Here is a 22,865-nt window from a genome sequence, read left to right on the forward strand (position 1 = left end):
GCCATGAACGCAAAAAGGGGCCGTGTCGGCAAGCTGCCGCCTCCGGTCTTGGAGAGATTGGTGTTGGGGTTGCGGGGTTTTGAGAGGCGAGAGGTGATGATCGGTCCCTCTGTAGGCGAGGACGCGGCCGTCATAGGCTGGCCGGCTGGGAGGTTTTTGCTGGCGGCATCCGATCCGATCGTAGGGGCTAAGGCCGGGGCCGGCAGGCTTTTAGTGCACGTGAACGCCAACGACATCGCTGCCAAAGGGGGAGAGCCGGCATATTTTCTGGCCACGTTGATATTCCCATCCTATGGCGACGAGGGCGATATCGCGCTTCTCATGAAAGAGATGGATGAAGCGTGCCGCGAGATCGGCGTGGCCATAGTCGGTGGACATACAGAGTTCGGCATGGGGTACGAAAAACCGGTGATCGTGGGTACCATGTTGGGCCAAGGCAGAAGAGTCCTCAGGGCGGAGTCGATAAGGCCTCGCGACGTCATCATCGTCACCAAGCACGTTGGCCTCGAGGGTATGACGATATTGGCGAGCGACAGGCCCGATCTTTTAAAGGAGATCTTGAGCGACGAAGAGATGGCAGAGGCGTTGCGCTGGAAGGAAGGGCTTTCAGTCCTTCCTGAATCACGTCTCTTGAGGGACGTGGCGCGCTTCATGCACGATCCTACAGAGGGGGGCTTTCAGGGCGCCCTTCAGGAGGTGCTGCGCACCGCTCGCCTCGCCGCCGAAATAGACAGCGATGCTGTGCCGGTTCATCCTATAACGGCTAAGGTCGCATCCCTCCTCGGCTTCGATCCGTTGCGCCTTATATCTTCCGGGGCGCTCCTTGCGGTCTTGCCGCCGGAGTGCGCTGACGAGGCGATAGCGAGCCTGCGGGCGCAGGGGATAGAGGTGTCCGCCGTCGGCTGCGTTACAGATGAGGCATATGTGGAGGAAGAGCCGGCACAGGAGGAGCTGTGGCGGCTGCTCGAGCTTCCTGGCGGTGAAAGAGCGTGACATACCGGCATGCGGCCGAGCGCCTCGAAGGTTTGCGGGCGCAGCTTCGCGATCAAGTCCTGGATGGCTTTGTGCTATTCGTGACGGAGGGGTCCAATTGGGAGGGGGCCTACTACGTATCGGGGTTTCGTGGTTCAAGTGCTACCCTCCTCATCACCCACGACGAGGAGATTTTGATCACCGATGGGCGATACACGGTTCAAGCCGAGGAGCAGTCGCGTTTTAAGGTGGTGGATCAGGGTCAAAGGCAAACCCTGGAAGTATTGAAGGATCTCATTGATGCAAGGCGATTGCGCCGCATAGGCTTCGAGGGGGAGCGCATAAGCTACGCTCTGTTCAAGAAGCTCGAGGATATGGATGTAAAGTGGATCGATTCCTCGTTCATTATCCCGTCGCTTCGACGGTGCAAGGACCCACTTGAGGTATCTTATATCAGAAAGGCCGCCGCTTTTGCCGCATCTGCGCTGGAGGAAGCCCTCGACTCCTTCGTGCCGGGCGATGCGGAAGTGAAGCTTTCTGCGCTTTTGGAGTTTCGCCTCCGCATGAGTGGGGCCGAAGGGGGATGGAAAAGTCACGAATTCATCGTCGCTTCGGGAGAGCGGAGCGCCCTCCCCCACGGCGCTCCCACCGACAGGCGCCTGATGCCGGGCGAATGGCTCACATTGGACTACGGCGCCAGATATGAGGGTTACGTGTGCGACATAACGCGCAACGTGGCGGCCAAAAGGCGCTATGCCTGGGCCTATGACGTTCATAATTTGCTCTCCGAGGCGCAAAAGGCGGCACTCGAAGTGATGAAGCCGAATGTAGCCGCCAGGGATGTCGACGCTGCTGCGCGAGCCGTTATACAGAGGGCCGGTTTTGGTGCGTATTTTACCCACGGCCTCGGTCACGGCATAGGGCTCGAGTTGCACGAAGCTCCTCGGCTTTCGCCTAGTTCCGACGACGTCCTCAAAGAAGGCGACGTGGTGACCGTCGAGCCGGGGGTCTACGTTAAGGGGCGAGGGGGGTTGCGCCTGGAAGACGATTATTTGATAACGGCCGATGGCTCCATTTGTCTAACGGAAGGAGTCCCAAAGGAGTTCTTTCTCATCGGCTGAACCTGCGACGGTGCCATTCCCAGGCAGTAGCGACGATTTCTTCGAGCTCCGGGTGAGCCCTTCGCCAGCCGAGATCTTTTTGCGCCCTATCTGACGAGGCTACCAACACCGCCGGATCGCCGGGCCGCCTGGGGCCAGCGCTCGCCGGTATAGGTTTACTCGTAACGCGCCTCGCCACGTCTATAACATCCTTGACGGAATACCCCATGCCGTTGCCCAAGTTGTAGGCGGAACAACGAGCCTTGCCCTGGATAAGGCTTTTTAGGGCGAGGACGTGCGCGGAGGCGAGGTCCGTGACGTGGATGTAGTCGCGAATGCAGCTGCCGTCAGGCGTTGGGTAGTCCGTGCCGAAGATCGCGATCTCCTTCCTGCGTCCCAACGCCACGTCCAATACCAAGGGGATGAGGTGAGTCTCTGGATCGTGATCCTCGCCGCTTCGGCCTTCGGGATCGGCCCCCGCCGCGTTGAAGTACCTGAGCGAAACGCTGTTGAGCCCGTATGCTTCGTGGTAACGGCGCAGCATCGACTCTATGAACAGTTTGGTCTCGCCATAGACGTTGGTAGGGCGCAGTTCGTCTTCTTCCGATATGGGCGTTCGCTCCGGCTCTCCATAGACTGCGGCTGAGGAGGAAAAGACCAGGGCATTCACGCCGCGATCCCGCATGACAGACAGGAGCGAAAGCGTCCCGTTTACGTTAACGTCGTAATAGACTTCAGGCTCTCGCATTGATTCGCCCACAAGGCTTCTGGCGGCGAAATGGAGAACCGCTTCGATGGGAAAGCGAGCGAAAGCGCTGCCTACCGCTTCGCGGTCGCGGATATCGCACTGCACGAAGTTGGGCGAAAAGATCAAGTCCTCATGTCCACGGCTCAGGTCGTCCAATACGACTACTTCGTGGCCCATTTCGCGCAGAGACAGCACTACGTGGCTTCCTATATAACCCGCGCCTCCGGTTACCAGTATCATTTTCCTACCTCGTCTTTCATTTTAATTGATGATCAATGGCCGGCGCAAAAATCCACCCCATTCGATAGTTGAAGTCAACGACTTAAGGAGTGTCCGCTAAAGCCTCTTCGAAGACCTCAAGCTGAGCTACGAAAGTGGTCTTGCCGGCGAGCGCCGGGAGCACGCGGCCTTTCTCTAAAAAGGAGAGAGAAACTGTATTTATACCTCCTGGATTGCGGACATCCGTTTTTTCGCCGCTTTTGCCGAGAAGGTGGGATATTATGGCACTGGCCACAGAGCCGGTGCCGCATGAGGAAGTGATAGCTTCGACGCCTCTTTCGTAGGTTATGCAGCAAAGCCCTTCTCCCTCGAGGGCCACAAAGTCTACGTTGGTCCCTTGAGGGAAGAGATCCATCCTATAGCGTATCTCCCTTCCTAACCGGGTCAATTCCTCCATCGTCCTCTTTGAGAGATCGTCCAAGAAGACCACGACGTGGGGGACTCCGACCGCTACGAAAGAATAGCGCAGCTTTAGGCCCACCACTTCGAGCGCTTCGTCGAGGATGACTTGGCTTAAGTCCACCTCGGGCATTATGAGCGCTACCATCGGAGGGTCGACACAGGCCTTCACGTCTCCGGCGAGCGTTTCAAAGGCTATTTCGCGCGGGGCTATCCCCATTTCGAAGGCATATCTGGCGATGCACCTGGCGCCGTTGCCGCACATTTCTCCCTCGGAGCCATCGGAGTTGAAGAGGCGCATCCCGAAATGAAGCCTCGAGGAAGATTCCATAACCAGGATTCCGTCGGCTCCTAAGGCCTCGCGGCGCCTGCAGAGGGATCGGCTGATCCTCGAAAGCTCCGATGCGGTCCAACGGGAGCTTCGGTTGTCGATTACTATAAAGTCGTTTCCGTTGCCGTTCAACTTGGCGCACTTGACCACAATATCAGAAGTTAACATTTTTGTTCATCTTCATGAAAGGCTTCATTCATTAGCCCTCGGCGATTGCGAAAACACCGAGGGCTAATGAGAGCGAAGCCTTAGCGAGAATAGAGCACTTCGCCGGCTACGACGGTAAGGAGCGCGTTAATGTCTTTTATCTCCATTTCCGGGCAGCTCATGTAATCCTTATCTATGACGACGAAGTCGGCCCGTTTGCCCTTTTCTATGGAGCCCAAAGCGGCTTCTTTGAAGTCGGCGTAGGCCCCCCATATAGTATAAGATTTCAGAGCCTCTTCGCGGGTCATCTTTTCCTCGGGATACCAACCGCCTTGGGGTTGTCCTTCTGTGTCCATTCGCGTTACGGCAGCGAAGAGGTTTTGATAGGGGTTAACGAGTTCAACCGGCGCGTCTGTGCCGTTCGGAATGATCGAACCGGCGTTTATCAATTTGCGCCAGGCGTAAGCGCCCTTGATCCTTTCTGGGCCCACACGGGATTCTGCCATGTTTTTATCGGACGTGGCGTGACACGTCTGCATGCTCGGCAGGACGCCGAGCGCAGCAAAGCGCGGTATATCTTCAAGCGAAATGACCTGCGCGTGTTCGATCCTAAAACGATGGTCCCTCGGCTCGGGAATCTCGTTGAGAACCCTCTCGTAAACATTTAAAACTTGGTGATTGGCGGCGTCGCCTATAGCATGGGTTGCGGCCTGGAAGCCCGCCTTGCGGGCGGCAAGCACCATGGCGTAAAGCGATTCATCGGTTTCGCGGGGGTTACCGAGATGCCCCGGACGGTCTGAATATTCTTCCTTTAGCCATGCGCTGCGAGCGCCTAAGGATCCGTCGGCGTAGAACTTTAACCCGCCCAACGTGAGGCGGTCGTCGTAAAGCTCCTTTTGCGGGCCCATCTCTAAAAACGGAGCATACGACGCGGCATCGGCTTTACCGTAACTGCCAGACGCACCATAGGCATAGATGCGGATCTTGAGCTTGCCTTCTTCGTATAGCTCTTTCATCAGATTAAACGTCTCAAGGCTCGTTCCCATATCGTTGGCGGTCGTAATGCCGTAGGAAAGCAGGTTTTCTTGGGCCGCAAGCAGCGCTCTCCTCTGCTGGTCTTTTGTGAGGGGCGGGATTTTTTGGCTCACTAACTTCATTGCCGTATCGGTGAGGATCCCGGTAGGTTGGCCTTTTTCGTCGCGATAAATTTCACCGCCCTCTGGATCCGGAGTATCGGCGGTGATCCCGGCCACTTCAAGGGCTTTGCTGTTGACCCAGGCGGCGTGCCCACAGGTGCGCACTAAATAGACCGGCACGTCTGGGGCTATTGCATCGAGCTCTGCTCGGGTTGGAAATTGCGGCGGGTTCCAAACCTCCTGGTTCCAGCCCCTTCCCAAAATCCACTCGCCCTTCTCCTTGGCCGAAGGGTAGGCCTTTTTGACGGCTTCGAGAATTTCCTCCTTCGGGCGCCAGTGCGCTTGAATTTGCATCTGTAGCGCGCCATAGGAAGCGTAGTGCATGTGAGATTCGATGAGCCCGGGAAGGACGGTTTTCCCCTCGAGGTCTACGACTTTAGTGTCGCTTCCGATGTAAGCCTTTACTTCCTCATTGCTGCCGACGAAGATAAACTTCCCTTCTTTGATGGCTACGGCTTCTGCCTTGGGTATCTGTTCGCTTACGGTATAGAAATTCCCATTGCGGTAAACACTGTCGGCCACTTCGGCAGCGGAGACAGGCAGCTTGACGAATAAAAGGTTTAAGAAAACCAAAAACGAAACGACTGTCACCCTTAAGCTACGCATCATCTTCCTCCTTTTGCAAACGTACGATTTGTCTTTTCCTTATTGCGACTTGTTAGGGTTTTCGGTTTGTCTTGTTTGTATTTTTCCCCTCGCGCATCACCGCCTCTTTGGAAGAACTTGAAGAGCAGCTAAAACATGATTGGTTTTTTTACGGTAAACCAATTTTACCCACTCGCATATAGGTGTCAACGGTATGTTGAATGTGTTGAGTGCTATCTGTGGCGGCAATATCCTAAGGCAAGGACAAACGCATGGCGGTGGCAGATCTTGGGCATGCCCCTTGGAGCTCTTTAGATGCTCGCAATTCCTCGGGCAACTCGCCCCACGAGATCTCCTTAAAGCCCAGGCGGCTAAAGAAGTCGTTGGCCGTAGTCGTCAATAGATACACTCGCTTTATCTCAGGAAGCTTTGACATAAGGGTGTCGACCAGTCGGCGTCCCAAACCGCATCCGCGCCACCTGGGGAGCACGACCACCGATCGCAGAAGCGCGTAAACGCCGTATCTTTCCATGCCAGCGATGCCAGCTATTCCCGTATGCGTTTGTGCTACGATGAAATTGTCTATCCAATCGGCGACGCCGTCGGTGGGGAGGTCCGCCGCCTCGAGGATCCGCAATACAACGGCGAGATCCTCTGGCTTTGCCTGTCGGATTTCTGCGGCCTCGTCAGGTTTTTTGGGTTTTCTGGCCGTGATCAAGGCGCTGGAGGGTTTTATCGAGACGCTGCCGGCATTGAAGGGAGAGAGGATCTTTATGTCTATCGCCTCGAATCCCGCCCGTTTCAGGAGCTGTTCGTAATCTCGCACCTCTAATGCACCGCCGAAGCACATAGCCCAGGCTTCCGGGTCTTTTCTCACTTCCGCCGGCGGGGTTTGAAGCCACACGACGTCGGCTATGACCAGCCTGCCTCCGGGGCGGAGCACCCTCGCTACCCCTTCGACGACCGATTCCTTTTTCGAGGCCAGGTTGACTGCGCAGTTCGAGACGACCACGTCCACCGACTCATCCTCCAGAGGGATCTCTTCCATAGAGCCTGTGAGAAATCGGACGTTCGACACTCCTGCCCTCTTCGCGTTCTCTTCGGCCTTTTTTACCATGGCGGGGGATTGGTCTAACCCAAAAGCAATTGCTGGTTCTATGCGCCTCGCCAGCGCTATCGTCTCTAAACCTGGTCCGCTGCCCAGGTCTAAAAGGACCTCCCCGGGAAAGAGTTGCACTATCCCGGCTAAATTTGCGCATCCTAAACCGCTCTCGTTTAGTCCTTGGCCGCACGAGAAGCCTTCACAGCAGGACTTGTCCTTGCCATCCGATTTTGAGGCTATGGCGTCGTAACGACGCTTTATCTCCTGACTTATCGCTTTTTCCTTCATAATGCAATGAACCCCCTCGAGGTGAGTGTCATATCCGCTTCTGCTCGCATTTTAGCATAGTTCATGGGGTTGCTCATATGTCCTTGGTAGCGTAGCGTCCGACGGCTCGGCGGTGGTCGCGCCAGTTGCAATGAGATTGACTGGGTGGTATAATTCTATGCAGGAAATGTATGAGTGGAGAGTTAAGAAGAGTGGGCGTCGCCCACTCTTCTTTGTTAGGTGCGCTCGGGATACCTGTGCGGTTAGGGGAGCGGAGCGCTATGATATTTGAAGGCCGTATATAGCCGGTGCGAGGGTGATGCCTGATGCAGCTGGATGAGGCGACAAGAGGACTTTTGGCCTCGTTGGCCAAAAGGGGCACCGAAGAATTGGGATACGAGTTTGTGGGCATGGAGATCGTGGTAGAGCAGGGGAGGCCCACGTTGCGCATCTACATAGACAGCTTGGGCGGCATCAACGTAAAGGATTGCGAGCTGGTATCCAGGAGGATCAGCGCCATCCTCGACGAGGAGGACGACGGCGGCCCGTTCGCTGGGCGCTATTTTCTCGAGGTCAGCTCCCCTGGGATCGAAAGGCCGCTCTTTTCCGTGGACGACTATCGCCGTTTTGTGAATAAGAAGGTAAGGCTCAAAACTCGCCGACCCGTGGAAGGAAGGCGCAGTTTCACGGGCTTGCTCGCGGGCGTTACGGATTGCGACGAGATCCTTTTGTCTGCGGATGAGGGCGATCGGGTAACCGTTATCCCCTTTGACCTTATCGACAAAGCTCACCTGATTTACGAGGAAGGAGTTCCAAAGAGAAAGAAGTGAGAGGAAAAGCGCTTTTGGCCATCGGTCAGCTGTGTCCGATGGCCGCTTAAAAAAGAAGGTTCGCTTAAGGAGGAAAAGTTCATGCTTTTGGGGCGAGATTTCATGAGGGCAGTGCGCCAGATAGAACAAGAGAAAGGGCTTCCCATGGATCTGATCATATCCAGCTTGGAAGCTGCCCTGGTCTCGGCATATAAGAAGTATAAGGGCTCAAGCAGAGACATGAAGGTAGAGATAGACCCTGCCGGGGAAGGGGTTTTCGTGTATGAGCTGCGAAAGGTTGTGGAGCAGCCGAGCGAAAACGCTCCTGAGATTTCTTTGGAAGCCGCCAGGCGCCTCGGACACGACGACGCGAAGATCGGCGACGAGATCTGGGTGGAGATCGCGCCGGAGGAGTTCGGCCGCATCGCTGCGCAGACTGCCCGTCAGGTCATCATTCAGCGCCTCAGGGATGCCGAAAGGCAGATAGTCTACGACGAGTTCGCAGACCGCGTGGGCGATCTCGTTACGGGAATCGTTTTTAAGTCCGAAGACTCGCAGGTGTTGGTGCGCATAAACGACCGCACAGACGCTATGTTGCCTCCCGAGGAGCGCATGCCGGGCGAGAAGTATCATCCCGGGGCACGCATGAAGTTCTATCTGTTGAACGTCAGGCAGACGACGCGAGGGCCTCGCATAGTCCTTTCCAGGACCCATCCTGGCCTCGTAAAACGGCTCATGGAGTTGGAGATCCCGGAAATAAGGGAAGGCGTGGTAGAGATAAAGGGCATCGTGCGAGAGGCAGGAGCCCGCTCCAAAGTGGCCGTGGCAAGCCTCGACCCAAACGTGGATCCTGTAGGGGCTTGTGTGGGGAACAAGGGGCAAAGGATCAAGTCCATAAGCGAAGAACTGGCTGGAGAGCGGTTAGACATAGTCGTATGGAGCAACAATCCTCTGCAGTTTATAAAGAACGCCCTATCGCCAGCCAAAGTGGTGAAAGTGGAACCGAATCTGGAGCAGGATAAGGCCGTTCATGCCTATGTGAGGCCGGATCATCATTCCCTTGCTATTGGTAAGGGAGGGCAAAACGTAAGGCTTGCAGCGAAGTTGACCGGTTGGAAAATAGACGTCAAAGTCTTGGAACCGGAACGCATGCCTACGCTGCATGACCTGTTCGCGGATATAATTAAAAAGGGCAACGATTGATCCATGAAAGAAGCGACAGGTTCGAGGAGGAAAAGACCGCGTACGTGCGTGGGTTGCAGAGAGGAGTTTTCCAAGAAGGGCCTGTTGCGGGTGGTAAGGAGCCCTAAGGGTGAGGTAGTGATTGATCCTACGGGCAGGATGCCTGGCCGCGGTGCGTATGTATGCGCGAAGAGGGAGTGCGTGACGGTCGCCAAGAAGAGGGATGCCCTTTCGCGCGCTCTGAAGGCTCGCGTTCCTGAGGAAATTTATGAGGAACTCCTTTCGCTCTGCGGGGAGAACCCTGGCGATGGTGATGATTTAAGCATTGAGTAATCAGCTTTTACGCGGTTTGCCGAGGAGGGATGTCGTCTGAGCAAAATTAGAGTTTATGAGTTGGCCAAGATGTTGGGCTTGTCAAACAAAGAGCTGGTAAATTTTTTGAGGGAGCTGGGTGTCGATGTTAAAACGCACATGAGTTCCATCGACACAGAGACAGCTCAGCTCGTGGAGGAGGCGTTCCGCAGCGAGCGGGCTCCTTCTGCAAAAATAGCAGAAGAGGGAGCCGCAAAGGTTGAGGAAGTGATCGTACCGGAAAATGCCACCGTAGGGGAATTGGCGGAACGTTTGAATATGCCGGTTGCCGATGTGGTTAAGACGTTAGTGCAAAAGGGGCTCATGGTGCCGGCTGATTCTCCCGTCGACGAAAAGGTGCTCAAGGCCTTGTCCGAGGCTTACGGGAAAGAGTTTTCGTTGTCGCGCGGAGGACATGAAGAGAAGGTCTCAGCCGTTGCGCTTAAGTTTAAACCGAAGCCCAAAGGGGAGAATTTGAAACCCAGACCGCCAGTTGTAACAGTTATGGGGCATGTGGATCACGGCAAGACGACGCTCTTGGATTACATTCGCCACACAAACGTCACTGCTCGCGAAGCCGGGGGCATCACGCAACATATCGGTGCCTCAGTGGTGGAACATCAAGGGCAGAAGATAGTATTCCTCGATACTCCCGGACACGAAGCTTTTACCGCCATGCGGGCACGCGGGGCGCAGGTGACCGACATAGTGGTTCTGGTTGTAGCTGCCGATGACGGCGTGATGCCTCAGACCCTCGAGGCTATAAACCATGCCAATGCGGCGGGGGTTCCCATCATCGTGGCTGTAAACAAGGTTGACAAACCGAACGCAAGGCCCGAGGTGATCAGGCGGCAGTTGGCGGATCTGGGCTTGATTCCAGAAGAGTGGGGCGGAGATACCGTGATGGTCGATATCTCGGCCAAGACAGGCCAAGGCGTCGACCACCTATTGGAAATGATCCTCTTGGTGGCAGAACTCGCCGAGCTGAAAGCCGACCCCACCGTCGACGCCGAGGGAGCAGTCGTCGAAGCCAGGCTTGACAAGGGGAAGGGGCCGGTGGCTACGGTTATCGTGCAACAAGGTACCCTTCGCCAAGGGGATGTCGTGCTTTTTGATAGCACCTGGGGACGGATAAGGGCCATGCAGGATGATAAGGGAAGGAGCGTCAAAGAGGCTACCCCCAGCATGCCCGTGGAGATAACGGGCTTGAACGATGTGCCCCAGGCCGGGGAGCTATTTCGTAAGGTAGACAGCGAAAGAGAAGCTCGGGACGCAATAGAGCGCAAGAAGATCGAAAGAGAGATCGAAGTCGAGCATCCCAGACGATTGACCCTCGAAGAGTTTTATGAGCGCATCGAAATGGGAGAAAAACAGCAGCTCAACATCGTCTTGAAGTGCGATGTGAGGGGTTCCCTTGAAGCCCTTAAGGCTTCACTATTGAATCTGGCTACCGAAGAAGTTGGAATAAGCATTGTACATGAGGGCGTGGGCAACATTTCGGAGTCGGATATCATGCTGGCCTCTGCATCGAATGCCGTAATACTGGGTTTCGACGTCAAGCTCAGCAGCGACGTCAAGAAGATAGCCGAAAGAGAAGGAGTGCAGGTGCGCTTATACCGCGTGATCTACGACCTTATCGACGACGTGAAGGCTGCTTTGGAAGGGATGTTGGCCCCGAGGCTCAAGGAGAACGTGACAGGACACGCGGAGATACGGGCCGTATTCAGCGTTCCCAATCTCGGCAGCGTAGCCGGCTGTTATGTGTTGGATGGGGTTATTAGAAGGAACGCCAAGGTTCGCGTCTTGAGGAGTGGCGCTGCTGTATGGGAAGGTGCCATATCGAGCCTTAAGCGATTCAAAGACGACGTGCGCGAAGTGTCCGCCGGATATGAATGCGGCATAGGTTTCGCAGATTATCATGATTTCAGAGAAGGTGATATAATAGAAGCCTTCGAAGTAGTTGAAGAAAAACGCAGGCTTGAAGATGCGAAGAGATGAGCCAAATGAGCTCTTTTTTCATAGGGGTCCTCGTAGTGGAATTATGCTTATCCGCTGCCGACAGCCTGAAAGACCGGCGCCAGGTTATTCGCTCCTTGCTCGATCAGGCGCATCGGCGTTGGAACGTATCGGTCGCCGATCTGGGGCCGGATGGTTCGTGGAAAAGGGCCGTATTAGCCTTTTCGGTCGTCAATTCGTCTTTGAAACATATCGATTCGCTTCTTATGTCGGTAGAGAGGTTTCTGGAAAAGGCTGAGGACAATGCGGACTTTGAGATCGTGCGGCGGGAGAGGGTGATCAAACCGCATGACGAGTTTTCATATTGAGAGGATAAACAAAGAGCTTGCCAAGGAGATCTCTCTTTTTATTCAACGTCGCATCAAAGATGAAAACGTCAAGAAGGCGGTCATCCTCGGCGTTGAGTGCTCCAAAGACATGAGTCGCGCGAAGGTTTATTTTACGACGCTCGATCGCGACGATAGAGAAAAGGTGACCTTGGCGCTTGAAAAGTCGTCGGGCCTCATGAGAAGTGTTTTGAGCAAAGAGATGCACGTGAGGAGCATGCCGGCGTTCTGTTTTATATTTGACGAAAGCGAAGACAGAGCGAGGCGAATGGAAGCTCTGTTAGATAGGATCTCGGGTAAGGACGAGAACGGTGGGTAAGTGATGTCAAAGGCGTCCGGCTTAGCGCGTCTGGCTCGTACCTTAGCGCTTTTTCCCTGCTGGCGCATACTGGTTCACGAAAGGCCGGACGGGGATGCCTTGGGCGGGGGAAGTGCGCTCGTCTGTTGGGGCAAGGCCTTGGGCAAGGACGTGTCGTGGGGAGGGCCCGACCCGATCTCTCCTCCCTATGATGCGTTCCTCTCCATGTCTTGCGAATACAGGGCTTATAAAGAGCTTCCGATGGAGTGGCTCAGGGATGATACCGCAATTATCGTAATCGATACGAGCGCGCCGTCTCGTTCCGTCAAGGGAATAGAAAATGGTGTTTCGCCGGCTACCCTTATAAATATAGACCATCACGGCGACAACACGAGATTCGGCGATGTGGTCTACGTAAACGATGAAGCCTCCGCCACATCGGAGATATTGTGGGACTTGGCCGAAGCAGGGGAGTGGCGGCCGTGCATAGAGGCGTGCATAGGTATCTACACCGGCATTGTCACCGATTGCGGTCATTTTACTTATGCCAATACGACGCCCAATGCCCACCGCGTGGCCGCAAGGCTGCTCGAGCTCGGAGTGAAACCGCAGGAGCTGGACGAGCGCATAAATTCCAAGAGCAGCGTTGAAGAGCTGCATCTGTGGGGCAAAGCCTACAGCAGGGTTGCCCTGATGGCCGGAGGCCGTGTGGCCTTTACGTGGCTCAGCGACGACGACTTTCAGGAGCTCGGAGTCTCCCGTTACTCCACAGAAGGGTTGGCGAATGAGCTCGTCAAGGTTAACGGGGTCGATGTGGGGATGCTTCTGACGGAGGAGGGCGACGACGTCAGGGTGAGTTTTCGTGCCAAGGGCAAGACCTCCGTCCGAGAATTGGCGCAGCGCCTCGGAGGCGGGGGGCATCCCCAAGCCGCTGCTTGCAGGCTCCACCTCTCCCTCTCCGATGCCATCGATTTGATAAAGGAAGAGGTTGAGCACCTTTATGCGCGCCCGTTTGCTTCTAATTGATAAAGAACCTGGATTGCGCAGTACTCGCTGTGTAGAGATAGTGAGATCGCGCCTGGGAAGAAACGTCAAAGTCGGCCATGCCGGGACCCTGGACGGGCCGGCCAGCGGTTTGCTCCTCATCTTGCTCGGAAGCGCCACGCGTTTGAGCGACTACGCCATGAAACTTCCTAAGGCTTACCGAGTCGTGCTGAAGCTCGGCATCGAGACCACCACCGGCGATATCACAGGATCGGTGACGCGAACTACGCCAGTGGGCGGAGATGTCGAGGAGCGCCTGAGGCGCGCAACGTGCGCTTTTTTGGGCATGAGGCTCCAAAAGCCGCCTGCCTTTTCGGCGGTGCGCGTGAACGGCGAAAGGGCACACAGGCTGGCTAGAAAAGGCAAGGCGCCCTCGCTTGAGGCGAGGCCGATTTTCATTCGCTCGATCCGTGTGACCTCTCCGGTCGACGAGGACGGTTGTGTATCCATGGTCGTAGAGTGCCATAAGGGGACATATATCAGGAGCCTCGCCTTCGACATCGGAAGGCAAATAGGCTGCGGCGCCACCGTCTCTTCGCTGCGGCGCATAGCCTTGGGTTCGCTGATCGAGGCGCAGAGCTTGAGTTCACACCTCTTGCCTCATATGGATAGGGAAACCCTCTTGAAACACCTTCTTCCTGTTGAGCGACTGTTGGACCACTTTACTGCTTACGAGATAGATCGGCATGTCGAAGAGGCGTGCTGGCACGGCCAGGTGATCAAAGATTGCCCCGGCAGGCGACTAAGCTGGGGTATATTGCCTACAAAAGAAGGCGTGGCTCTTGTCGGCGGGAGGGGCGTCACTTTTTGCGAAGTTGTCCTCTCGTCCGGAGGGGCCTCCTTTTATCCCAAGGTCAACGTGCCGCTCGAGGGGGAAATCACAGGGTGATCGCATGTATAGGTGCCTTTGACGGTTTTCACAAAGGACATCAGCGCCTTTTCTTAGAGGCTCAAGATATGGCTGAACGCATCGGGGATAGCTGGTGTGCGGTGACGTTCATCCCTCATCCTCAGCGCTTCTTCAAGGGCGACTCCTTTAAGCTCCTCTTCTCTTATGACGAAAGGATTTTGCTCGCCAAATATTTAAAGATCCCAGATCTGGTGGAACTTCCTTTCGATAAAATAGCTCACATGGAACCCGAAGAGTTCCTCGCATTCCTCAACGATGACTTTGGGATCGACGGCATCGTGGTCGGCGAGGATTTCCGCTTCGGGCGCAATAGAAAAGGCAACTTGACCATGTTGCAGGAAGAGTGCAAAACTATGGGATGGCATTGTTCGGCCCTTCCGCACCTCATTATCGACGGGGAGCCCGTAAGCAGTTCCCGCATCCGGGAATTATTGTTGGAGGGCCAAAGCGAGATGGCCGAGGTACTGTTGGGGTACCCCTTTATGATCAAAAGCAGGGTAACCCGTGGAAAGGGCCGCGGTCGACTTTTGGGCTTCCCCACGGCCAACCTAAAAATTCCTGCCGAAAAGATGATCCCCAAAAGGGGCGTCTATTGCGCCGCTGCTCGGGTCAATCGAAGATGGTGGGCGGGAGCCTTGAATATAGGCTTAAACCCCACCTTCGAAAAGGAGGATAAAAACATGAGCGTGGAGATCCACCTTCCCGACCTCGAGGGAGAACTTTACGGGCACGATGTGGCAGTCTTTCTGATCAAGCGTCTCCGCGACGAAAAAGCCTTCCCTTCGCCTCAAGCTCTGACCGAGCAGGTGAAAAAAGATATTGAAGAATGTTGCCGCCGTTACGAAGAATGGGCTTCAGCCTCGAGCGTTTTCATGAAGGAGTGGGCCGCAATTTTGGAAGAGGCGCCTTCACTTGGGTAGCCCGCACCTTCAGATGTGCATGGGACTAAATCTGACGTGGGCGCCGATGTCTATTTTTGCCAAAACAAAGCTGTGGCCAGGGAGAGCGACCGGCCGGCAGGGCGCCTGTGGGTTAAGAATGATGGGCGATGTATAATATCAAGCGTAAGATCTCAGTCTTGCCATGTAGGTGGAGGAATAGGTATGAGTTTGGATCCCTGGGGCCCGAGAATGCCCCGATGGTTTGTAAACGTGATGATGGTCTTGGCTGTGGCGGTCGTGGCGATGTGGGCCGTGAGAGCCTTCCTTTTCATGCGCTCCGGTCCGGGGAGTGCTTATTACAATGGCGGTTACAGATGGCACTTCGGATGGGGCATGTCCATGATGTTTTTGCCAGGTATGCTGTTTGCTGCTATTGTTATGGTGCTCTTGGGGGTGGGCCTGTGGTGGCTTTTGAACTCGCTTTTTTGGAGGAAATACTTTCCCACGAGTGCCCCTTATCCTCCTCCCCCTTTGACTCGAACCCCACAGGGCGGCAGCAACGCCTCGAGCACCACCTCAAGCAGAAGGGAAGAGCTAAAAAAGAGGCTCGATGCCCTGGAAGAGGCATTACTTTCGGGCCGCATCAGCGAGGAGACATATAAAGAGCTAAAAGGCAAATATGAGGCTGAGCTGTCGGGCCGAACATAAAGGTTATCGGAAGGTCTTTACGGCCTGCATCCGCTGCTTCGTATCGAGACGAGCCCTGCGATGAGTTTTTGGCAAAAGGGATTACCCTTTTTTGGTCAACCCCATCCAAACGAGATCGAAGTATCGCCCGTTCCTGTATACGACTTCCTTGAGCCTGCCTTCGACTTCAAATCCAACCTTCATGTAGCTCCTTATTGCCCTCTCGTTGAAACTGCAGACACAAAGGCAAGCTTTTCTCATGTTAAACTGGTCAAACGATATCTCTAAGAGTGCATTCATGACCTCCGTGCCATAGCCCTGACCCCAGAACTCGGGCGAGAGGCATATGGATATGAAGCTCACCCTGTTCGTCATGTAGGGTTTTATGGCGGCAAAGCCTATGGGCTTGTTCGTCTCTCGATGTTCCACGCAAAGGGCAAACCAATTCCCCTGTTTGAAATAGTCCACCAACCCCTCGACCTCGGCCTTAGTGGCCGGGAACACCGGCTCGTGGGGGAAGAGAAAGCCCTCCAAGAGCTCTCTATTGTTGTAGAAATCGGCTATGATCTTGCAGTCTTCCCTTTCGAGCCCTCGCAAAAGCGTGCGCGGCGTGCTGAATGTGTATTCCAAGGCATTACCTCCCATTGTTAATATACTAATCACATGTAACAGGCGGAAATAACTCTATAGCGTCTTCATCCTTGAGCGGCGTCTCGAGCCCTTGGAGGTGTAACATATTTTTGTCGTTTACCGAGAACATCACTCCCTTGGCCAGTCCTTTTCTCTCATCCGTCAATAGTCCCTCGAATTCGGCGTAGTATTATGGATCGATCAGGCGCTTTAACAATTCCTCCGCAACAGTTTCCGATAGTGTAATTTCTACTTCCTTGCGCTGAGTCGCCTTGCGCAGCGTGGCGTAAAGTTTAACTTTCATGACATTGCCCCCTTTTCTTTGCGGGATAGTTGCCTTATATTTACAATTGCTCCGGAGGCCGAACGAAACCCGCCTCGCCATTAAGCAATTATACCTATGGACTGTGCGGCTCTCTTGAGTTAGAGTAATAGTTCAAGCGGCATGATCTGTATTGTGGGAGGTATGTGTGATGGTTTTGCGTAAAAGTATCCTGTTTTTGGTGTTTGCGGCTTGTGCTTTGGCCTTGATCGGAGGTGCGGCTTTCGCTGAAGAAAAGATAGGGGTTCTCGATCCTCAGGAGGTTCTCCTCAATCACCCAAAATTTCAAGACACGCAAAAGCAGATCCAGCAAGTGGTCCAAAGCAAGCAAAATGAAGCCAAGATGGCTATAGATGCTACATCGAACAAGGACGAGCAAGCCAAAATTTACCGCACGAAGCGTCAAGAAGCAGCTGCTGAGGAACAGAAGTTGATGCAGCCGCTATTTAAAGACATAGACTTAGCTATCCGAACCGTTGCCAAAGCGAAGGGCTTGACGATAGTCTTGGATAAGAACCAGGTCTTCTTCGGCGGCATGGACATAACGAACGACGTAATACAGGAGCTCAAGAAGCAGTCTGCCACGAAAAAGTGAGGTACTCGACTTATCCTCTTAACGTCTTGAGGGTACCGAGGTATGCCGCTTTTACGTCAGGGTTAGAAAGCAGGTCTGCTGAAGGGCCGTGCATTACGATGCGGCCGGTTTGTAGCACGTATCCTCTGTGAGATAGCATAAGGGCTTGCCTTGCGTTCTGTTCCACGAGCAGAACGGTAACGCCTTCGCGGTTGATGCGCGCGAGCTCTTTGAAGATCTCCCTGATGAGGATGGGGGCGAGCCCCAACGAAGGCTCGTCCAAGAGCAGCACCCTTGGGCGCGACATTAGAGCCCTTCCTATAGAGAGCATCTGCTGTTCTCCGCCGGAGAGCGTGCCAGCATATTGACCTTTCCTTTCTTTCAGGCGTGGGAAGAGCGTATATACCCACTCCAGGTCTTCTTTGACCTGGAGTTTGTCTTTCCTTGGGAAGGCTCCTATCGTCAAGTTTTCGTCGACCGTCAAGGGGGCGAAGATCTTGCGCCCCTCGGGCACCAAGGATACCCCTTGGGCCACAACCTGATGGCTTTTCTTCGCCAACGGCTTACCCTCTAAGTATATTTCGCCCGATTCCGGACGGACCATCCCCATTACGGCATTGAGGAGCGTGGATTTGCCGGCGCCGTTGGCTCCTATGACACAGGCTATTTCCCCTTCGTAAACCTCCATAGAAATCCCGTGAAGGGCTTTGATGGCGCCGTACCTTACGGAGAGATCTCGTACAGACAGAATGGGCCGCGGCGAGCTGGTCATGTTAAACCTCCTCTCCCAAGTAGGCGGCGAGCACCCCAGGGTGGTTTTGGATCTCTTGCGGAGATCCCTCTGCTATCTTTGCTCCGAAGTTCATGCATACGATGCGAGGACATATCTCCATGACGAGCTCCATATGGTGCTCGATTACCACGATAGTTACGCCCAATTCTGCGGTGATCCTCTTTATCGTGGCATTCAGTCCTTCCACCTCTTCTGCGTTCATACCCGCGGCGGGCTCGTCCAACAGCAGAAGTTCGGGCTCTAATGCGAGCGCTCGCGCTATCTCAACTCTTCTCTGATGACCGTAGGGAAGTGTGCCTGCGGGTTGGTCCGCCCTATCTGCTATGCCCACGAGATCGAGTAGCTCCATGCCGCGCGCTTTTGCCTCTTCTTCGGTCTTCTTCCACCTACCCACATGGCACAGAGCTTCCATGAAAGAGTAGATGCCCTTTCGGTAGGCCGTCATGACGTTTTCCAGGGCCGAAGATCTTGCAAATAACCGCAGGTTCTGAAAGGTGCGAGCTATACCCTTCGGCACTATCTCGTGCGGCTTTAGCGGCGCTATGTCTTCTCCTCGAAAGAGGATCTGCCCGCCTTCTGACGGATAAAGCCCCGTTACGATGTTGAATACGGTGGTCTTTCCAGCGCCGTTAGGCCCTATAAGCCCCACCAATTCGCCTTTTTCTACCGTGAGCGAAAAGCGGTCTACCGCCTTTACACCGCCGAAGGACTTGCTCACATCCACGAGCTCAAGGAGCGCCATCGATGCCACCTCTTTGGTTTTTGGAGCGCAGGGATGCGGTCTTTTTAAAGAGCCCCCATATCTCCCTGGAACCCATGATCCCTTCGGGCCTCAAGACCATGGTTGCCACAAGAACTCCTCCGTATATGAGCATGCGGTATTGCGATATGGGGCGGAACAGTTCGGTCACGAGAGTTATCGCTACAGAAGCCAGAAGCGTGCCGCTGAGCGATCCTAGCCCACCGAAAACTACGACGGAGGTGAGTTCAGTGGATTTCGTCATGTCAAACATCACAGGCTGAATGAACGTCATAAATCCGGCCAACAGCGCGCCGGCAATGCCGCAGTAAAACCCCGATACGGCGAGGCTTAAAACCCTGTAGTGAGCCGTGTTGTACCCTAAGAGCGAGGCCGCGAGGTAGTCGTCGCGACATGCCTTGAAAGCTCTGCCGTAGCGGCTGTTGATGAGGTTTACCATCGCTACGGCCATGACTACGAAGAAGGCCAAGGCCATCGGAAGGGTGGTGAACCCCTCTATTCCCGGATAACCCCTGGCGCCGCGCGTCACCGACTGCCAGTTTTCCAGGATGAGCCTGATCGATTCGACGAGGCCTATGGAGGCGATGGCGTAATAATCTCCCATAAGCTTGAGGGTCGGAATGCCTATCAGGTATGCCACGACCATGGATAGGAGCCCTCCGGCTATGACGGCCAAAAACCAGTGGGCGCCATGCTGGACGGTCAATATACCGGCGGTGTAGGCTCCGAGGGCCATATAAGCCGCATGTCCCAGCGTGAATACCCCGGTGAATCCTGTGAGCAGCGATACGCCCATCGCCGCTATGGCATTTATACACAAAAGTATTATTATTCCACTAAGGTAGCCCAATGTTCTTACCCTCTTAAACCTTTTCCAGCGGCTTTTTCCCGAACAGCCCGGTTGGTTTGACGAGAAGCGTTATGACCAAGAGAGAAAAGACCACCAAATCGCGCAGTTGGCTCGATACGAAACCGGCCGTCAACATCTCTGCGAGGCCCAATATGAGACTCCCTATTACCGCGCCGGGGAGAGATCCGAGTCCGCCGACTACGGCAGCGACGAAGGCCTTTATCGTGATAGCCCCTAACTGCGGATACAGCGTGTAGCGGACGGAGAGGAATATGCCTCCCACGGCGGCCAGCATACCAGCCACGAAAAAGACGATGGATATGAGCATGTTCACGTTTATCCCCATAAGCCCAGCCGTTTTAAGGTCAAAGGCAGCGGCTCTTATGGCGAGCCCCCACTTGCTCTTCGCAATGAAAAACTGAAGCGCGGCGAGGAAGATCACAGCCACGGCGAGGGATAGCAGATCGAAAGCGCTCGTCGTGGTAAGACCGAAGAGGTGAACCGGATCGGTCGGTATCACGGGCGGTAGAGCCCTGAAACGTCCACCCACCACGATGACGAAGATGTTTTCTATGACGATGCTCATGCCCAGCGACGCTATCAGGAGATATAAGGTGATGTTCGTGCGCTCTCTGATCGGCTTGTAAGCTATCCTCTCGGTCAGAACAGCGGAAAGGCCGGCTCCGAGGAGGGAAAGACCGCCGGCGATCCATATGTTGTTTCCCAAACTTCTCAATGCGTAGTAGCAGATATATCCGCCTATGACGAGGAAGCCTCCGTGAGCGAAGTTCGAAAACAAGAGTATTGAATATACCAAGGAATACCCCACAGCTATGAGAGCGTATACGGAACCCAAAGACGCGCCGTTTATAAGCTGCTGGACCAGCGTTTCCAATGGATACCACCTCTATCCTGCATTTTCGTTCAAGAAGGAGGCGGAGTGCACGCTCCGCCTCCTTAAGATTCCACACGCGGCGTCTGAAAGCAATGCAGGTTTTTACTCCGGCCTTACCTTCTTGTAGAATCTCGCTTTCCCGTCTTTACACTCGAGTATCACGGCGTCTTTGTCTTTCGGGTTGTGGTCTGCCGGATCGATCGTGAGCACGGCATGATGGAGTTGAAGTCCTTTTGTGTTTTCAAGGGCATCCCGGATGGCCTTCCTGTCAGCCTTGCCGCCCCTTTCTATAGCATCCGCCAGCCAGTATACCGAGTCATATGCGAGAACGCCGTTTACGAACTCTTTGCATTCGTCGTTGTGTTTTTCCTTGTATGCGGCGAAGAACGGTTGCATGGCCGGGTCTTCGGGAGCTACATGGTTAACCCAATAGGTGCCATCCATTGCACTGCCGGCGATTTCCCACATGAAGTCGGCGTATCCGTCGCCGCCTATGATCAAAAGGTCGGCCATGCCGAGCTCCCTCGCTTGCTTTATGGTGAGGGCCATCTCCTTGCCCATGTTGGGAAGCACCAATACGTCTGCGCCGGAGTTCCTGATCTCCGTGAGCTGGGCCCTAAAGTCCACATCTACAGCGCCTCGAAAACCCAGATCGGAGACAATTTCACCGCCATAGGCCGTGAAGCTCTTAATAAAGAATTCGCGCAGGCCCTGAGAGTATTCGTTGCCCACGTCGTATAAGATGGCGGCCTTCTTTTTGCCCATCTCTTGGGCGGCGAGGTATGCGAGCACCTTTCCCTGGTAGGGATCTGTGAAGCAGATCCTGAAGGAGTAAGGGCGCACCTTGCCGTCGTTGTCTACGGTGACAAATGGGTTGGTCGATACTGTTCCGATCTGCGATACGCCAGCGCGGTTGACGACGGGCGCCGTAGCTATATTTATGCCGCTGCCGTTGGCCCCGATTATGGCATATACTTTATCCTGCTCTATCATCCTGCGCACGGCGTTCACTGCGTCTTCGGCCCTAGTTCTGAAGTCGTAGGGCACAAGTTCTAACTTTTTCCCCAAGACGCCGCCCTTTCCGTTAATCTCGTCTACCGCGAGCTGGGCCGATTTGAGTTCGGTTTGACCATAAGCAGCCCAATCCCCCGTGAGCGCTGCCAGGTAACCGACTTTGATCGTCTCCTGGGCTATTGCACTGCTGGCTGCGAACGCCAGCGCCATGACGACGGCTACAGCTATTGCTCTCTTCAACGCGATCACCTCCCATTTGTGATTGAAGCCTTTATGAATATTCTATCAGAACGTAGCCCACTGCGGTAGTTCTGCTTTCGATTTTCAAACAGGCAACCCAGAGGCAGTCGATAATGTGGAAAGAATGGTGCGCTACCGACTTGGCAATTCTGCAGGCCTCCATTGCGCATTGCTTTTGGCGAGTGTCGCCAACGGGCGCAGGGGTGGTTTAAAATGAACAGTGTTGTTTTGGAGGCGAAGAGCAGAGTAGAATAGCTTTGTATCCTGGAGGGCTATTTTGTCGTCGCACAGCTGGGAAATGCGATGAAAAAAGGAGGGAAGCATGTGAGCGAGCGGCTTTTGGTGTGCGATTTGGATGGCACTTTGGTAAGTCGCGATAATGTGCCCGAAGCTGTGGCGCGATCGTGCAGGCTTCTGGTCGAGCGCGGGTGGCGGATTATGGGCGCTACGGGGAGGATTTTGGCATCGGCCAAGCCCCACCTCGAGGTCATCGGAGCGATGGGGCCGGCCATACTCTATGACGGAGCGAGGTTGATGGATTACCTTACCGGTGAAGTCATGTGGGAGTCTCTGCTTCCGCCAGAGGCCGCGAACAAAGCGTTGGAAGTCGGGTGGGATTCGTCGTTAAAGGTGCAACTCTTCGGCGATGAGAAGGTTTTTTGCAGATCGGATGACCTCGCCACCATCTCTTATTTTTCCTCCCTCGGTCTGCCCGTGGAAAGGATTTCTTCGCCTCGTATCGATGAACCCGTTTACAGGGTGATCTTTTATACTATAGACAAGCAGTGCGATGGAGATATAAGGGGGCTTCTCGAACTTCTGAAGTGTGAGCTCTCAGGTTTGGCCAACGTCACAATGGCGGGAAATAGTTTTATCGACGTGATCCCTCCGGAGGCCTCAAAGGGGAATACGTTGAAGAGGTTTCTTTCCCTCGCGAATGATCCTATTGATGTCGTCGTGGCGGTGGGGGATCATATGAATGACCTCGAGCTGCTTCAAGTTGCCGATCTTCGCGTCGTCGTATCGAGCGCGCCGCCCCAGCTGCTTGAGGTTGCCCATAAAGTCATACCCCCGGCTAAAGAAGCGGGCTTTGCGGAGCTTGCCCAATGGCTTTTGAAAGATGATTTTTTAAGGCAAATACAACGTAAGGAGTGATC

At 54.6% G+C, this 22,865-nt stretch carries 25 protein-coding genes; 14 read left to right on the forward strand and 11 right to left on the reverse strand.

Translation table 11 applies throughout. The features are described 5' to 3' along the window. The first annotated feature begins 3 nt into the window (after positions 1 to 3). Together EZM41_RS01515 and EZM41_RS01520 are read left to right on the forward strand one after the other, a co-directional pair. Complete coding sequence (locus EZM41_RS01515; RefSeq protein WP_198468695.1) at positions 4 to 993, forward strand: AIR synthase family protein; 990 nt, start codon at positions 4 to 6, stop codon at positions 991 to 993. Beyond that, a complete protein-coding gene (locus EZM41_RS01520) occupies positions 990 to 2,093 on the forward strand; it encodes a M24 family metallopeptidase (protein WP_198468697.1) in 1,104 nt (367 codons plus the stop codon). The genes EZM41_RS01515 and EZM41_RS01520 overlap by 4 nt, the downstream gene beginning before the upstream one ends. Here EZM41_RS01520 and galE read toward each other — a convergent pair. From galE to arsN2, 4 genes are all read right to left on the reverse strand, one after another. Further along, complete coding sequence (gene galE / locus EZM41_RS01525) at positions 2,083 to 3,060, reverse strand: UDP-glucose 4-epimerase GalE (RefSeq protein WP_198468699.1); 978 nt, start codon at positions 3,058 to 3,060, stop codon at positions 2,083 to 2,085. The genes EZM41_RS01520 and galE overlap by 11 nt on opposite strands. A gap of 82 nt (positions 3,061 to 3,142) precedes the next feature. Then, entirely contained in the window at positions 3,143 to 3,997 is an 855-nt protein-coding gene (gene dapF, locus EZM41_RS01530) for a diaminopimelate epimerase (protein ID WP_232618925.1), read from the reverse strand. 80 nt (positions 3,998 to 4,077) lie between these two features. Continuing rightward, entirely contained in the window at positions 4,078 to 5,781 is a 1,704-nt protein-coding gene (locus EZM41_RS01535; RefSeq protein WP_198468701.1) for an amidohydrolase, read from the reverse strand. 229 nt (positions 5,782 to 6,010) lie between these two features. Continuing rightward, entirely contained in the window at positions 6,011 to 7,147 is a 1,137-nt protein-coding gene (arsN2, locus tag EZM41_RS01540) for an arsenic resistance N-acetyltransferase ArsN2 (RefSeq protein WP_198468703.1), read from the reverse strand. Between the two features lie 305 nt (positions 7,148 to 7,452). On the opposite strand from arsN2, the gene rimP reads away from it, so the two are divergent. The 10 genes from rimP to EZM41_RS01590 all read left to right on the forward strand — a co-directional run bounded on the left by rimP (position 7,453) and on the right by EZM41_RS01590 (position 15,651). After that, positions 7,453 to 7,956 carry a ribosome maturation factor RimP gene (gene rimP / locus EZM41_RS01545; RefSeq protein WP_198468705.1) on the forward strand — a complete coding sequence of 168 codons (504 nt, stop codon included), beginning with the start codon at positions 7,453 to 7,455 and terminating at the stop codon, positions 7,954 to 7,956. An 81-nt stretch (positions 7,957 to 8,037) separates the two neighbouring features. Continuing rightward, positions 8,038 to 9,138, forward strand: a complete 1,101-nt coding sequence (gene nusA, locus EZM41_RS01550) for a transcription termination factor NusA (RefSeq protein ID WP_198468707.1) — start codon at positions 8,038 to 8,040, stop codon at positions 9,136 to 9,138. A gap of 3 nt (positions 9,139 to 9,141) precedes the next feature. Beyond that, the gene (gene rnpM / locus EZM41_RS01555) at positions 9,142 to 9,450 is read left to right on the forward strand and encodes an RNase P modulator RnpM (RefSeq protein ID WP_198468709.1); all 309 of its coding nucleotides are present in this window, start codon (positions 9,142 to 9,144) and stop codon (positions 9,448 to 9,450) included. A gap of 36 nt (positions 9,451 to 9,486) precedes the next feature. Further along, complete coding sequence (gene infB / locus EZM41_RS01560) at positions 9,487 to 11,466, forward strand: translation initiation factor IF-2 (RefSeq protein ID WP_198468767.1); 1,980 nt, start codon at positions 9,487 to 9,489, stop codon at positions 11,464 to 11,466. A 5-nt stretch (positions 11,467 to 11,471) separates the two neighbouring features. Continuing rightward, positions 11,472 to 11,792 carry a DUF503 domain-containing protein gene (locus EZM41_RS01565; RefSeq protein WP_198468711.1) on the forward strand — a complete coding sequence of 107 codons (321 nt, stop codon included), beginning with the start codon at positions 11,472 to 11,474 and terminating at the stop codon, positions 11,790 to 11,792. After that, on the forward strand, positions 11,773 to 12,129 hold the full coding sequence (gene rbfA / locus EZM41_RS01570; protein ID WP_198468713.1) for a 30S ribosome-binding factor RbfA: 357 nt from the start codon (positions 11,773 to 11,775) through the stop codon (positions 12,127 to 12,129). The genes EZM41_RS01565 and rbfA overlap by 20 nt, the downstream gene beginning before the upstream one ends. 3 nt (positions 12,130 to 12,132) lie before the next feature. Next, a complete protein-coding gene (locus EZM41_RS01575) occupies positions 12,133 to 13,134 on the forward strand; it encodes a DHH family phosphoesterase (protein ID WP_198468715.1) in 1,002 nt (333 codons plus the stop codon). Continuing rightward, positions 13,109 to 14,041 carry a tRNA pseudouridine(55) synthase TruB gene (truB, locus tag EZM41_RS01580; protein WP_198468717.1) on the forward strand — a complete coding sequence of 311 codons (933 nt, stop codon included), beginning with the start codon at positions 13,109 to 13,111 and terminating at the stop codon, positions 14,039 to 14,041. The genes EZM41_RS01575 and truB overlap by 26 nt, the downstream gene beginning before the upstream one ends. Beyond that, on the forward strand, positions 14,038 to 14,982 hold the full coding sequence (ribF, locus tag EZM41_RS01585) for a riboflavin biosynthesis protein RibF (protein WP_198468719.1): 945 nt from the start codon (positions 14,038 to 14,040) through the stop codon (positions 14,980 to 14,982). Before truB ends, ribF begins: the two co-directional genes overlap by 4 nt. A 183-nt stretch (positions 14,983 to 15,165) precedes the next feature. Then, positions 15,166 to 15,651, forward strand: a complete 486-nt coding sequence (locus EZM41_RS01590; protein WP_198468721.1) for a hypothetical protein — start codon at positions 15,166 to 15,168, stop codon at positions 15,649 to 15,651. A gap of 81 nt (positions 15,652 to 15,732) precedes the next feature. On the opposite strand, the gene EZM41_RS01595 is transcribed toward EZM41_RS01590, so the two are convergent. Together EZM41_RS01595 and EZM41_RS14500 are read right to left on the reverse strand one after the other, a co-directional pair. Beyond that, on the reverse strand, positions 15,733 to 16,260 hold the full coding sequence (locus EZM41_RS01595) for a GNAT family N-acetyltransferase (RefSeq protein WP_198468723.1): 528 nt from the start codon (positions 16,258 to 16,260) through the stop codon (positions 15,733 to 15,735). Between the two features lie 25 nt (positions 16,261 to 16,285). After that, on the reverse strand, positions 16,286 to 16,393 hold the full coding sequence (locus tag EZM41_RS14500) for a MoaD/ThiS family protein (protein WP_446697801.1): 108 nt from the start codon (positions 16,391 to 16,393) through the stop codon (positions 16,286 to 16,288). Between the two features lie 340 nt (positions 16,394 to 16,733). On the opposite strand from EZM41_RS14500, the gene EZM41_RS01605 reads away from it, so the two are divergent. Then, entirely contained in the window at positions 16,734 to 17,177 is a 444-nt protein-coding gene (locus EZM41_RS01605; RefSeq protein ID WP_198468727.1) for an OmpH family outer membrane protein, read from the forward strand. A gap of 10 nt (positions 17,178 to 17,187) precedes the next feature. On the opposite strand, the gene EZM41_RS01610 is transcribed toward EZM41_RS01605, so the two are convergent. From EZM41_RS01610 to EZM41_RS01630, 5 genes are all read right to left on the reverse strand, one after another. Beyond that, positions 17,188 to 17,928, reverse strand: a complete 741-nt coding sequence (locus tag EZM41_RS01610) for an ABC transporter ATP-binding protein (RefSeq protein WP_198468729.1) — start codon at positions 17,926 to 17,928, stop codon at positions 17,188 to 17,190. Position 17,929: 1 nt separating this feature from the next. Further along, positions 17,930 to 18,691: an ABC transporter ATP-binding protein gene (locus EZM41_RS01615; protein ID WP_198468731.1), complete on the reverse strand. Its 762-nt coding sequence runs from the start codon at positions 18,689 to 18,691 to the stop codon at positions 17,930 to 17,932. Continuing rightward, complete coding sequence (locus EZM41_RS01620; protein ID WP_232618952.1) at positions 18,678 to 19,505, reverse strand: branched-chain amino acid ABC transporter permease; 828 nt, start codon at positions 19,503 to 19,505, stop codon at positions 18,678 to 18,680. Before EZM41_RS01620 ends, EZM41_RS01615 begins: the two co-directional genes overlap by 14 nt. Before the next feature lie 67 nt (positions 19,506 to 19,572). Beyond that, the gene (locus EZM41_RS01625; protein ID WP_198468735.1) at positions 19,573 to 20,454 is read right to left on the reverse strand and encodes a branched-chain amino acid ABC transporter permease; all 882 of its coding nucleotides are present in this window, start codon (positions 20,452 to 20,454) and stop codon (positions 19,573 to 19,575) included. A 102-nt stretch (positions 20,455 to 20,556) separates the two neighbouring features. Next, on the reverse strand, positions 20,557 to 21,708 hold the full coding sequence (locus EZM41_RS01630; RefSeq protein WP_232618929.1) for an ABC transporter substrate-binding protein: 1,152 nt from the start codon (positions 21,706 to 21,708) through the stop codon (positions 20,557 to 20,559). Positions 21,709 to 22,032: 324 nt separating this feature from the next. On the opposite strand from EZM41_RS01630, the gene EZM41_RS01635 reads away from it, so the two are divergent. After that, complete coding sequence (locus EZM41_RS01635) at positions 22,033 to 22,863, forward strand: HAD-IIB family hydrolase (protein ID WP_198468737.1); 831 nt, start codon at positions 22,033 to 22,035, stop codon at positions 22,861 to 22,863. Positions 22,864 to 22,865: the final 2 nt, after the last annotated feature.

The organism is Acetomicrobium sp. S15 = DSM 107314 (assembly GCF_016125955.1).
GTDB lineage: Bacteria > Synergistota > Synergistia > Synergistales > Thermosynergistaceae > Thermosynergistes > Thermosynergistes pyruvativorans.

Bases quoted from the DNA above. Each gene is read 5' to 3' on its own strand.
- rbfA (WP_198468713.1), top strand. From the start codon at position 11,773: ATGACGAGTTTTCATATTGAGAGGATAAACAAAGAGCTTGCCAAGGAG.
- rnpM (WP_198468709.1), top strand. From the start codon at position 9,142: ATGAAAGAAGCGACAGGTTCGAGGAGGAAAAGACCGCGTACGTGCGTG.
- arsN2 (WP_198468703.1), bottom strand. From the start codon at position 7,147: ATGAAGGAAAAAGCGATAAGTCAGGAGATAAAGCGTCGTTACGACGCC.
- EZM41_RS01590 (WP_198468721.1), top strand. From the start codon at position 15,166: ATGAGTTTGGATCCCTGGGGCCCGAGAATGCCCCGATGGTTTGTAAAC.
- truB (WP_198468717.1), top strand. From the start codon at position 13,109: ATGCGCGCCCGTTTGCTTCTAATTGATAAAGAACCTGGATTGCGCAGT.
- EZM41_RS01565 (WP_198468711.1), top strand. From the start codon at position 11,472: ATGAGCTCTTTTTTCATAGGGGTCCTCGTAGTGGAATTATGCTTATCC.
- EZM41_RS01610 (WP_198468729.1), bottom strand. From the start codon at position 17,928: ATGACCAGCTCGCCGCGGCCCATTCTGTCTGTACGAGATCTCTCCGTA.
- EZM41_RS01605 (WP_198468727.1), top strand. From the start codon at position 16,734: ATGGTTTTGCGTAAAAGTATCCTGTTTTTGGTGTTTGCGGCTTGTGCT.
- galE (WP_198468699.1), bottom strand. From the start codon at position 3,060: ATGATACTGGTAACCGGAGGCGCGGGTTATATAGGAAGCCACGTAGTG.
- rimP (WP_198468705.1), top strand. From the start codon at position 7,453: ATGCAGCTGGATGAGGCGACAAGAGGACTTTTGGCCTCGTTGGCCAAA.
- EZM41_RS01575 (WP_198468715.1), top strand. From the start codon at position 12,133: ATGTCAAAGGCGTCCGGCTTAGCGCGTCTGGCTCGTACCTTAGCGCTT.
- EZM41_RS01535 (WP_198468701.1), bottom strand. From the start codon at position 5,781: ATGATGCGTAGCTTAAGGGTGACAGTCGTTTCGTTTTTGGTTTTCTTA.
- EZM41_RS01615 (WP_198468731.1), bottom strand. From the start codon at position 18,691: ATGGCGCTCCTTGAGCTCGTGGATGTGAGCAAGTCCTTCGGCGGTGTA.
- nusA (WP_198468707.1), top strand. From the start codon at position 8,038: ATGCTTTTGGGGCGAGATTTCATGAGGGCAGTGCGCCAGATAGAACAA.
- EZM41_RS01620 (WP_232618952.1), bottom strand. From the start codon at position 19,505: ATGGGCGTATCGCTGCTCACAGGATTCACCGGGGTATTCACGCTGGGA.
- EZM41_RS01515 (WP_198468695.1), top strand. From the start codon at position 4: ATGAACGCAAAAAGGGGCCGTGTCGGCAAGCTGCCGCCTCCGGTCTTG.
- dapF (WP_232618925.1), bottom strand. From the start codon at position 3,997: ATGTTAACTTCTGATATTGTGGTCAAGTGCGCCAAGTTGAACGGCAAC.